Annotated in this window: 9 protein-coding genes; 4 read left to right on the top strand and 5 right to left on the bottom strand. The window is 59.3% G+C overall.

What is annotated here, in order from left to right; genetic code table 11:
- Positions 1-219 precede the first annotated feature (219 nt).
- The 4 genes from Q0C23_RS01615 to wrbA all read right to left on the bottom strand — a co-directional run bounded on the left by Q0C23_RS01615 (position 220) and on the right by wrbA (position 3,787).
- Positions 220-582: a DUF488 domain-containing protein gene (locus Q0C23_RS01615; RefSeq protein WP_291510627.1), complete on the bottom strand. Its 363-nt coding sequence runs from the start codon at positions 580-582 to the stop codon at positions 220-222.
- A 192-nt stretch (positions 583-774) separates the two neighbouring features.
- Entirely contained in the window at positions 775-2,355 is a 1,581-nt protein-coding gene (locus tag Q0C23_RS01620; protein WP_291510628.1) for an MFS transporter, read from the bottom strand.
- Positions 2,356-2,537: 182 nt separating this feature from the next.
- Positions 2,538-3,170, bottom strand: coding sequence for a YceI family protein (locus Q0C23_RS01625; protein WP_291510629.1), 633 nt, complete (start codon positions 3,168-3,170; stop codon positions 2,538-2,540).
- A 14-nt stretch (positions 3,171-3,184) separates the two neighbouring features.
- Entirely contained in the window at positions 3,185-3,787 is a 603-nt protein-coding gene (wrbA, locus tag Q0C23_RS01630; RefSeq protein ID WP_367273164.1) for an NAD(P)H:quinone oxidoreductase, read from the bottom strand.
- A 270-nt stretch (positions 3,788-4,057) separates the two neighbouring features.
- Here wrbA and Q0C23_RS01635 point away from each other — a divergent pair, with 270 nt between their 5' ends.
- The 3 genes from Q0C23_RS01635 to Q0C23_RS01645 are packed head-to-tail and all read left to right on the top strand — an operon-like array spanning position 4,058 to position 9,425.
- Positions 4,058-5,374: a TolC family protein gene (locus Q0C23_RS01635; RefSeq protein WP_291510631.1), complete on the top strand. Its 1,317-nt coding sequence runs from the start codon at positions 4,058-4,060 to the stop codon at positions 5,372-5,374.
- Positions 5,365-6,357, top strand: a complete 993-nt coding sequence (locus tag Q0C23_RS01640) for an efflux RND transporter periplasmic adaptor subunit (RefSeq protein ID WP_291510632.1) — start codon at positions 5,365-5,367, stop codon at positions 6,355-6,357. The genes Q0C23_RS01635 and Q0C23_RS01640 overlap by 10 nt, the downstream gene beginning before the upstream one ends.
- A complete protein-coding gene (locus tag Q0C23_RS01645; protein ID WP_291510633.1) occupies positions 6,354-9,425 on the top strand; it encodes an efflux RND transporter permease subunit in 3,072 nt (1,023 codons plus the stop codon). The genes Q0C23_RS01640 and Q0C23_RS01645 overlap by 4 nt, the downstream gene beginning before the upstream one ends.
- Before the next feature lie 39 nt (positions 9,426-9,464).
- On the opposite strand, the gene Q0C23_RS01650 is transcribed toward Q0C23_RS01645, so the two are convergent.
- The gene (locus Q0C23_RS01650) at positions 9,465-9,641 is read right to left on the bottom strand and encodes a hypothetical protein (protein ID WP_291510634.1); all 177 of its coding nucleotides are present in this window, start codon (positions 9,639-9,641) and stop codon (positions 9,465-9,467) included.
- A 645-nt stretch (positions 9,642-10,286) separates the two neighbouring features.
- Between Q0C23_RS01650 and Q0C23_RS01655 the strand changes: the two genes are divergently transcribed.
- The gene (locus Q0C23_RS01655) at positions 10,287-10,757 is read left to right on the top strand and encodes a hypothetical protein (RefSeq protein WP_291510635.1); all 471 of its coding nucleotides are present in this window, start codon (positions 10,287-10,289) and stop codon (positions 10,755-10,757) included.
- Positions 10,758-11,664 lie beyond the last annotated feature (907 nt).

Here is an 11,664-nt window from a genome sequence, read left to right on the forward strand (position 1 = left end):
ACAGCGACCTTATGGCCAATTGCGCGATTTGCGTCCTCTGGGAAGGATAGACCCTCAGAGCACACACTGCGGCAGGCACCTCTCCTCGCAGGGCGACCATCGACACTCCGCACCCCGGCGTATTCCTCCAGCAATAAGGGCTGCCATCGCGATTCCCGATCCCATCGATGGCGGTCCGAAGGCCCGCCGCGACACCATGGTATCCCCCACATCCGCGCTTCAAGGCACGGTCAGGGCTCGCAGAAACTCGGCCAGGACCATGGCACCGTTGTGCTGCTCATCATGGGCAGCGTAGAGCAGCAGCAAGGTGTCGCCTTTGGCCTGCGTCAGCAGTGCCATGGCCGCTTCCCGGTGGCCGCGCAATTCTTCCAGGTACCGCTTCCGGAACTCTAGCCAACGGGCCGGATCGTGTTTGAACCATTGCCGCAGCTCGGTCGTTGGAGCGAGATCCTTGGCCCAATGATCGAGGGCAAGATCGACCTTGCGCAGTCCCCTGGGCCACAGGCGCTCTGCCAGCACGCGATATCCCTCGGGAAAAGGACGGTCGTAGACTCGCCAAGCGCGAATTTCTTTTATAGCCATGTTTTCCTCCCCGCCTCAACCGGGCTTCCTCCAGACACACGATGACGGCGGCCCGCGGTCCCTCGGATCAGGCTACACCAAGCGTCCGTGAGTTTCTTCCCCTGGGGTGTGACCGTGAGGGCGCGCGCAGGATGCCATGCTTGGGCATCGATCCGCGCGCCTGGCAAGACGCTGGGGTAGAGAGGGTCCCCATCAGGGCTCCACCAACTCCGCGATGGCGGTCTGCTCTGCCACACTCTCGGGATTCGTTGTCAAAGGTGTGCGGGCCCAAAGGCTCCACAGAGCCAATGCGAAAAAAATCCAGGCAGCGAGGTAGAACACCTCGTTGAAGGCCAGCATGGCCGCGTGTTGCCGTATGGACGCCGCTAGAAGTCCAGAAGCATCTACGGAGTACCGTGCGGCAAGGTGCCGCTGGGCAGCCTCCCAGGATGCCAGATCATTGCCCTGGAGTTCCACCAGAAAATGGCGATGGAGATCCAGACGCCGCTCCCAGAACGCTGCTACCAGCGGAATCCCCAGGGCCTGACCGCTGCTGCGCAGCAGATTCAGGAAACCCGCCGCGCGCTGTTCCGCGGGGCCGGAGAGTCCCCAGAGCCCGATACGGGCCCAGGCCGCAAAGGCGCCACCAAGCCCAAGGCCCACCAGCATGGGCGGCTCGGTGATACTTTCAGGAGAGACGGGCAAATCGTAGCCGGACAGCCAGTAAGCACCGCCGGCCAACAAAAGCATGGAGGCGACCGCCAGCGGCCGGGGATCGTGCCGCCCCAGGTACCAGTGGCTGAAGCCGGCGCTCAGCGGCGCCAGGATCGCCATACTGAGGAGAATCTTACCAATGGCACGGGCGCTGTAGCCAAAGCTCAACTGATACTGAACGATGAGCAAGGCCAATGTACCCTGGAACACCACCGCGGTGAGAAAAATCCCCACGGCCGCCACGCGAAAATTCCCGTGGCGAAAACACCCCAGATCCAACGCCGGCAGGGATTGCCGACGCAACCACCAGACGGTGGTCACGCCGAGGATCAGCGCGAGCGTGAAGAGCAGACGAATCTCCCCGGAGCGCCACCAGTCGTCTATGCTCCCCAGATTGCAGAGCATTTCCAGACTCAGCAGACTCAGGGCCAGAAGCACATAGCCCGGCCAGTCCATCGACACTCGCTCCCGCCGGGGTTCGGCCGGCTCCCATAGCCATACCCCCAGAAAACTCAACAGTAGGATCGGCAGGTTGAGGATGAAGAGGTAACGCCAGCCCCAGGCATCCTCTATCCATCCCCCAAGGAAAGGCCCCAAGGCAAAAGGGGTGATGGCCGCAAGCCCCCAGAGAAACAGGCCGTGATCGCGCCGGTCGGCGTGGTAATGGCGCAAGAGGATATTGAGGGAAAGTGGGATACTGAGACCACCCGCCGCCCCTGCGACGATGCGGGCCAGCAAAAACGGAATGTAGTCCCCGGTCGTCGTGTTGACGAGTGAGGCAAGGAAGATGGCTGTTAAGCAGAACAGCAGGCCATTGCGGTCGCCAAAACGTTGACTGACCCACCTTCCCGGAAGCAAGCCCAATCCCAGGGCCAGAAAATACAGATCCTGCGTCCAGGAGCCGTAGAGCGGATTTCGCCCCAAGGCCGCAATGACCCGTGGGATCATGGGCAGATAGGCGCCGCCGTTGAAGAGCACCAGAAAATGTCCGAGACCAATGGCCAGATTGACGGCCAGAAAACGTCCGGGGGCGGCATGCGCACTGACGGCCTGCAGTTGTCGACGAAGAAAGCGCAGCATGATGACTCACCAAAAACACTGCGCGGAGCCTAGCAGCCATAAAAGCGGGGGACCAATAGGATATGGTTATGGAAACAAAAAATCCCGCGTCACCTATGACTAGAACGGGCAGGCCGTTCAGCCGGACGAGAATGGCAGGACGATGGCGCGCTCCAGCGTTACCGACCTGCCTTGTGTTTCTGTCATATTTTGCGGCCTTCCACCTCGACCTTGATGGCAATGGCATTGGACAGGCCCTCAGGAAGATAGGCGTCGATGCCAAAATCCGAGCGGTGGATGGTGGTCCTTGCCACAAAGCCGGTGAGATAGCCACCCCAGGGCTTGGGCAGGTAGGGCACATTCCCGGCGCCCAATTCGCGGACCGCGAATACCACCGGCTTGGTAACGCCATGCAGCGTCAAATTGCCGTAGAGATCCCCCGTCTTCTTCCCGGTGGGAACATACTTGCTGCTGACAAAGCTGATGTCGGGGTATTTCTGCACATCAAAGAATTCCTTGCTGCGCAGATGCTGGTCGCGCAGGGGGTAGTCGGTATTGATGCTGGCGGCAGGGATGGTGATGTGCACCCGGTCTTTGGCCGGATCCTGGGCATTGAAGGTATAGGTGCCGGAGATTTTGTCGAAGCGGCCGGTGAACTGGGTGATGCCCACGTGGCCGATGGTAAAGAGCACGGTGCTGTGCTGCGGGTCGATGCGATAGGTACCGTCGGGATTGCCGTTGAGCAGGGTATAGTGCTGTGCCGGCGCCGCCAGTGCGGTGCCCGCCAACAGCAGGGTCGACAGTGTCAGGGCCGTAGCCAGTGGTCTTGCGGACATAGAGATTCTCCTTTTTAGGCAAAGAGCTTACGGGCGATTTCGGCAAGGTGCCGTCCTTGAAAACGGGCAATGGCAAGCTCATTGGCCGATGGCATGCGACTGCCGTCGCCCTTGGCCAGGGTACTCGCTCCGTAGGGGGTACCACCGCTGATCTCGTCCATGTTGAGCAGCTCCGAGCAAGTGTAGGGCACCCCGACCACGATCATGCCCTGATGCAGCAGAAAGGTGTGGAAGGAGGTGATGGTCGTCTCCTGGCCGCCGTGTTGGGTGGCGGTGCTGACGAAAACACTGCCCAGCTTGCCCACCAATGCCCCCTGTTGCCAGAGATTGCCGGTACGATCGAGAAAATTGCGCATCTGCCCACTCATGTTGCCAAAGCGCGTCGGGGTGCCGAAAAGGATGGCATCGTACTCGGCGAGTTCGTCGGGCTGGGCTTCCGCTACCGCCTGTGTCGTCTTCGCGTGCAGGGTGGCCAGAACTTCCGGCGGCAGGGTCTCAGGCACACGCCTGATCTCCACCTGCGTACCCGCAACCGAACGAGCCCCCTCGGCTTCCGCCTCGGCCATGGCTTCCACATGCCCCCAGAGGCTGTGATACAACACCAGAATCTTGACCATGGTATCTCCTTTTTGTCTGCAACCTTCTTGAAGTTTAGCGTCGATGCGGTGCTCGTGCTGCACAGCCCCCGAGGACCCCTCCGGACTGGAGGTGATCACGGCTCTGTGGTAGGTTCTGTCCGTCCAGTGCGGCAGCCGCAGCCCACCGGGTGCTGCCGCGGTAGATCCTCCCTGGTGTTCTGGAATCCGCCCCTGCGCTATGGTTGTTTGCGTCCGCCAAGGATGTTCCATCCCCTATGTCATGGGAGCCTATTGGTCACACTCACAATCGTGCCATCCAGACTGCTCTGCCGCTTAGCCCACATCCCGCTCTTGCTTCTGCTGGTTACGGCCGGGGCTGATGCCGCTACGCTCACGTTGCCCGCGGCCATTGCTGCGGCGCTGCGGACACAACCGCAAATCTGCCAATCCGCACACGATGCGTCGGCCAGCCGAGATCTTTCCCGCGCCGCGCATGCCGCGACCCTGCCCCAGATTTCCCTGGCCGCCGGCAGCATCTGGTCCGAGAGTCGCGCCGGGCAGCCTCTGTTCGTCTCGGCCAACGGCCCGCGTGAGGTCATCGGTCAGCTGCGCGTATCCTTTCCGCTCTACGATCCCCAGCTCAGCGCCCTCGCCCAAGTCGCCAGGGATCAGTCGGTAGTAGCCCAGTGGCAATATCAGGCGACGCGACTGAAGGTGGTGGCCACCGTGGTCAACGACTACTATCGGCTTGCTACCCTGCTGACCCAGGAGCGCATCTGGAATAGCACCTTCAGCACCGCCGAGAAACTCTTTCGGGATACGCAAAGAGCCTACCGCGCGGGGGCAGTGTCGAGACTCGACCTCGTGCAGACCGAACTTTTGCGCAACAAGGCGCGCACAGGCTTGCAGCAGTCGGCAGCAGAAGTCAGGGCGGCGATGCAGGTGATGAATCTGCAGATGGGTCTTCCGCGCAGAAGTGTCTGGGAACTGCCAAAGGTATCGGACTCCATCCAGCCACTCCCGGCATTCCACGCTCTGGCGGCACAGGCCGAAACCGCGCAGCCTCTCCTCCAGGTCGTCAAACGGCAGATCGATGTTGCGCAGGCGCAGGTCGACGTGCAACGCGGCGCGACCCTGCCCACGGTCCGTGCATACGGCGCCTATGGTGTGGACACGGCGACTGCCCCCCGTGGCAATGACCTGGGCTGGCAGGGCGCCCTCAACCTGAGCATACCCATCTTTGGGTTCGGCGCTCACGGGCAGCAGATCGCAGCCGCGCAGGAACGGGTAGCCGCGTTGCGGTCGGCGCGGGAGGCACTCATCCTGCAGATAAGAAGCCGGATTGCCCAGGACTATGGTGCCGCTCGAGCGGCGCGGAAAACTCTGGCCAACACCCGACGGGCCGCACAGGAAGCAGAACGGGTATATGTGATGACACGCGAAGGCTATTTTGCAGGGGCGATCAATGCCTTGAATCTGGCGCAGGCGGAGAGCAGCTGGGTCCGTGCACGACTGGAGCTTGCGAGCGCCGCAGTAGCCGTACGGCTGACCCGGATACAGCTGGATCTCGACACCGGACGCTACCCCACAGGCCCTACAGGAATCTCACCCATATCATGTCCATGACCGACGCAAGCACTGTCCTGCGAAAACTTTGCCTGTTTCTCCTCATCACCCTCTGGGGGGTCCCCGCCTGGGCCGTTCCCGTTACCGTAGCGACCGTTCACAACTCCACCTGGACCCAGACGGCGTCTGTGATGGGGCAGGTGGAAAGCGTGGGCAGGGCGACGCTGACCGCGCCCATGACCGGACGCGTCGTAGGGCCTTTTGCACCGACCGGCACCATTGCGGCCGGTACGGTCGTTGCGCACGTCGACGCCCCCGGACTGCGGGCCCGCCTGCAAGCGGCACGGGCGCAGGTCGATTACACCCGGACGGCACTGCAACGCAACGAGCAACTACTGCGAGACGGGGTCGTGGCCCGGGCCACGGTGGAGGCATCCCAAGCCAGCTACGAGCAGGCTCTGGGTGATGCGCGGGCACTTCAGGCCGAGGCAAAGGACCAGGCGCTCACCGCCCCCTTTACCGGGAGCATCCGCTATCTGGTGGCGCCCGGCACGGTAGTCGCGGCAGGAACCCCTATCGCCAGGCTCAGCGGTCGGGCGCGTCCCTGGGTCGAGGCCCTGGTTCCTCCGGAACTCGCGTTTCGTCTGCACGTGGGCGCCAGGGCTTCGGTACAGACGGATCGTTGGCGTGGCAGGGCTCGGATCCACAGTGTCGGCAACAGTGCACGCCAATCGGGCCTGGTTTCGGTCATCCTTCACCTCCCAGCTCATGCCCCTGTGCTACCGGGCCAATGGCTGTCCGTAACGCTGCCGACCGCGACCAGGCAGGCTCTTACGGTACCAGTGGCAGCCATCGTCATGCACGGCGCGCAGTCTCTGGTGTACCGCGATGAAGCGGGACGTGCACAGCCGGTTCCGGTTCGGGTACTGGGTGTGGAAGACGGATACGCCCGCATCGCTGGCGCCCTCCGATCCGGCGATACCGTCGTGCTGTCCGGAAATACCCGTTTGCGTGCCGGGACGCCTCTGGAGGTTCGCGAGTGATTCGGGCCTATCTGCGTTTTCTCTGGGATACCCGCTTCACCGTGTTGCTCTTGGTCGGCCTACTGCTTGCCGCCGGCTGGATTGCCTTCCGTGAGATGCCCGAGAGTATTTTTCCGGCGGTGGATTTCCCCAAAGTATCGGTATTGGTGCACACCCAAGATTTACCAGTAAAATTCATGCTGCTGGAAGTCACACGCCCGCTGGAGGAGGCTGCGAAAGGAGAACCCGGAGTCACCGTAGTCCGCTCCCAGACCGGCAATGGACTGACCAAGCTCCACGTTTTTTTCGGCCCCCACGTAAATCCCGAATTGGCGTATCTGATGCTGCAGGCGCGCCTGTCGCACATTGCCCTGCCCGTCGGCGCAAAAATGAGCGTGCGCCTCATGACACCCAATATCTATGCCTTGTCGGAATACGCGCTGGTATCGAACCGTGTCGACAGCTCGACGATGATGCCGGATTTTGCCTTTACCATTCGTCCGGCAATTCTCTCCATCCCCGGGGTCTACCACGTCAACGATACCGGGCGGGGTTGGCCGGAAGTGCAGGTACAGCTGAATCCTCGACGTCTGGCTCAGTACCACGTGACCGCCGATCAGGTGGTCTCGGCCTTGCGTAGTCAACAGGGACCCTTTTTCTCGGGCGTTCTCCATGCCTTTCACGAGCAGTTCATTCTGGCCACGGCACCGCGTCCCATCGACACCAGCCGGTTGGCCAGGCTCACCTTGCCGCTGGGGACCGCCAACGCCGCGGGCGTACACGCGCCCCTGCCCCTTGGGGCCCTCGGCAAGATCCAGATCGGTCCGCCACCGCTCATCCGGCAGGCGGCTGTAGCGGGATATCGCCATGCTTTGCTGATCGATGTCTCTGCCCAGCAGGGTGCAAACCAGGTCGCTGTGGCACAGGCGGTGCAGGCGCGCATGCAGTCTCTGAAAGCCGATCTGCCACCGGGAGTGCACCTGGTCCCCATATACGACCTCAGCCACCTCATCCATTCCAGTCTGACCGACGTCTGGACGGCCCTGGGTCTCGGTACGATGATCGCCTTTGGCATCGTCTATTTCTTCCTGGGCCGATGGGATGGCGCCTTGGCGACCCTGGCCGTCGTACCCCTGGCGGTCGCGGCGACCATGCTGGTACTGCACGGCCTGGGTCTTGGCATCAACATCATGACCCTGGGCGGTATCACCGCCGCCATCGGTGCGCTCGTTGACCACGCGATCGTCATCGTCGAACGAGGTATCCATGGTCTGGAGGGAAATGCCGAAAAGCGGCGTCAGATGGCCCTGCGCCGAATCAGCGACATCATCCCCCTGATGACGGTGGCAACCTTGACCGCCTGTGTCATATTCCTACCGTTGATATTTCTTTCGGGTACGGTCGGCCTGCTGTTCAGGCACATGGCCCTGGCCATCGTCATCGCTTTGATCACCTCCCAGCTCATCGCCGTTACCGTCAGCCCCGTCTTTGCTTTATGGATGGCCACCCGCGCGAGGCACGTGCACCGCCCCATGGGCGAGCGCTGGTTGCGGCGTCACTACGGGCGATGGCTGATCCTGGGTATGCGCCGGCCGTGGCTGGCGCTCCCCATGGTGCTGCTTCTGATCCTGGTGACCGGGGTCGCCGGCACCCGATTGCCGACGGCCTTCCTACCCCATTGGGACGAGGGGATATTCGTGGTCCCTTTTCGAACGCCCGTGGGAAGCGGGATCACGGAGACCATGCGCGTCGGTCGCGACCTGATGCGTATCGCCAAAAGCGACCCCAACGTAGAACGGGTGTCTCTGGTGGCGGGGCGGGGATTGGGCAATGCCTACGCCACCCCCAACAAGGGAGCCTTGACCATCCTGCTCAAAAACGAGCGGGCGCAAAGCACGGAAGCGGTGATGCGCCATTTGCGGCATGCATTTCGCCGGGCCGCACCGGATCTCACAACCTTGGAGACGATGCAGGTGATGATCAACCGTCTGGGCAACCTGTCCGGCTCCCACGCACCCCTGGAAATCAAGCTGTTCGGCCGCAGCTCCATCGCGTTGCACGATGCCGGGCTGCGCTTGACCCAGGCCCTGCAGGCCAGCCACGCATTCCAGTCCATCGTCTTCAAGTCGCCATCGGCGGGTCCTGAAATCGCCATCCACCCCAGTGCTCTGGCGGACATGCAGAATTTTTCCCCGATAGCCATCGCCGAAGCCCTGAAGACCCGATTCTGGGGCCGACAAGCGGGGTTTCTCCTGCACGGAGAGCAGGTCCTGCCCATCCGGGTGCAGGTTGCCGGTGGCGGGCACGAGACACCCGACAGTTTTGCCCAGACCCCGGTTCGCTTACCCAATGGTACCCTGAGTCCGCTCTCACAGATTGCCGGCGTGCAGCTTCGAGGCGTGGTGCCGTACATCACACACCAGAATCTCGTTCCCTACGCGGCGATCAAGCTGAGCCCCCGGGCCGGTGAGGGACTCTCTCAGGCAGCGGCCAAAGCAAACGCCATCATCGCCAAACTCCAGCTCCCCAAGGACATAAGCAGCACGATCGGGGGATATTATCGTGAGCAACGGCAGAGCTTTCACCAGATGCTGCTGATTTTGTTTGCAGCCTTACTGATCCTCCTGATTCTGCTGGGCTTTCAGTTCGGCAGTCAGAAAGCGGCCTCTGTGGCGATCTTCGCCATTGCCCTCGCTGCACCGGGTGCTTTAGTGGCGTTGCTGATCACCGGGACGAATCTGGATAGTACCGCTTTCCTAGGGATACTTCTGGTATTCGCCATCGCCGTGAACAATGTGATATTGATCTTTGCCAGGGCGCGGCAACTGGATGGTAATCATCCGAAACCATCCAGCGTAGCTTTTGCCGCCCGACAGCGCCTGCGGCCCATAATGATGACCATGCTCGCGGATGTGTTCGGATTTCTACCTCTGGCCATCGGCATCGGACGCGGGACCGATCTGCTGCAACCCTTGGCCATCGCGGTGATGGGTGCGCTCACCCTGGGCATCATCATGACCCTGTGGTTGGCACCCGTTCTTTACACGGCATGGTTCACCGCAGAAAAACGGTCGATACCAAGCCAATGAACCTGAGATCACGATAAAGAATAGTGGAGTAGCCGGTGCTTAGGGAATCTCGAACTGGACGGGACGCTGGGTCTTGCGTTGCGGGACGATCGCGCGGCGCAACAGAATTACCCAATGGGCCACATCGCTGACGCGTAGGACCACCAGATCGCAGCCACGCAGCTTGCTGTCGATAGCGAGATCCAAAAGGGCGAGGTCTCGGATCCTGGATGCCAACTGCGAACGAATTCAGATGGCCCAGACCTCCTGCAGCTTGAAGGGGCGTTTTTTTGGGCCGACGATCTTGCCCTGGTTCCTGGGTGTGGAGGAGGAATAGGTTGAATAGTCCTTGGCTTGCATGACAGAATCTTCCATGTGCGGCGAGGTGGAGGGTCATTCTCTCACCGCTGCCGGAAAGGGCGGTATCAGACTGAAAGCGGACGTTGGGGCAGGACTGGAGTTGGCCACGGTGGCCATGAGTTTTTTTCCCGTGACTCTTAAGGTCTAATGATAGCACCGTGTCTTGGTTGCCTGCCTCTGGGGGATTCAGTACATTGCGCTCAGGGAGTCTGGCTGCCATCAGACACAATGATGCAAAAGGTCTTTTTATGGAACCCCATGGATCCATTCTACTACCATCAGCTTTTGAAAAATGAAAAACCAATATGTTGGCGATATAAATGATTATCACAAATATGGCTTGTTGAGGTCTCTAAAACAAGCGACGGGACTTGACATTCTGATTTCTTGGATGCTGACATCAGATGACACAAGTAAAGACGGAGGAAAAACAGAATATCTAAAAAACCAGATAAATGGAGAAAATTCGACCCAATATTATATGACGAGCTTGAATCTGTTATAAAAATTGGAAAACGCTCGGTGAAAGAGATAGAGAAAACGTCATCAATGAGCGCCTTCGGATTTCATTCTGAATATATATATCCAGATCTAATAGCTAGAGAATCATGGTTCAGAAGCCTTTTAAAGGTTGTAAAAAATTACGATCTTGTATTTCTTGATCCAGATAATAGAATAGAGGTTCCTTCGGTAAAAAAAGGAACAAAAAAATCAAATAAATATGTTTACTTATGCGAACTTGAGAGAATATGGGAAAACAATAAATCATTTCTATTTTTTCAACATTTTTCAAGAGTAAATAGAGATAAATTCATTGCGGATTTAACCTCAAAAGTAAAAGTGGTTAGTTACAATTCAGTGATACCGTCATTCAAAGCTACTAATATAGTTTTATTTTTGGCTCTTCAGCCACCTCACCAAAAATATAAAGAAAAAATCATACGAATCATTAAAGAAAAATGGCAAGATGAATTTGCTATTAGGGATGACTAAACCAACCTTTCCTGAACACCTGGTTTCTGGACATTTCCGGGCCTCTATCGGGCCCGGAGTCCGCCTAGGAACCCGTCCACCTTTCAGCATCCCAGCAAACCTTCGGCGGTTCGTCTCTTCCAACCGGCCGTTTTTGAGAGGCACCAAATGGTGACAATCGCTATGGGAAGAATCAACGGGTTGCGATTCTCGAAAACCTTTATCGGAATGATATCGACGGGTTAGTCCCTAGTGACGAGTTTCGAGAACATGATGGTCAGCTTCCTGCTGGACGACTGCTTCCGCTGCATTGCCGTCCTTTCTGGGTCCAGATCCTCCACGGTCTGGCACACCATAGGCTACAGAGCGATGATCCCAGGCAGCAACGGTATTATAAGCCATGTAGAGTGACCTGACATGCCGGGAAAAGATCGTATCTATCCACGAAGAGCAATGCTGGCCCGACTCGGATAACTCATTGAACTTGGCCTTCAAGTCTCGGATCTCGCATCCTTTGCTGCGGCACACCGCTGGAGTTGGTTGAGGAGCTGGGCTTCCGCGAGTGAATCGATCTGGGCCTGGAGGATGGCAATCTCGGCATCCTCGTGGCTACGGATCGCTCGTATTTTTGCTCGAACCATGCCCGAGCCAGTTCTAGGGCCGTTTCCTTGTCGCGTTCCGCCAGGGCCAAAGGTTCCGTAGCCTGCGCCTTGAACTCTTTGTCGCAGGCCTAGCACAGGATATGGGCGTAGCCGGATTCATCGACCTAAAGGGCCGTGTGGTGATGGGGACAGACGATCTCGAGCATGACGCGACGCCGCCGCCGCGCAAGCGGGCGTGATACTAGAGGGCTGGCTGGAAACTTTTAACCGTTAGGTCACAGGCTCGATTCCTGTTGCCGGCAGCAAGGAAATCTTGACCACAGGAT

Origin of the sequence: Acidithiobacillus sp. (assembly GCF_023256195.1) — a bacterium.
Taxonomy (GTDB): Bacteria; Pseudomonadota; Gammaproteobacteria; order Acidithiobacillales; family Acidithiobacillaceae; genus Acidithiobacillus_A.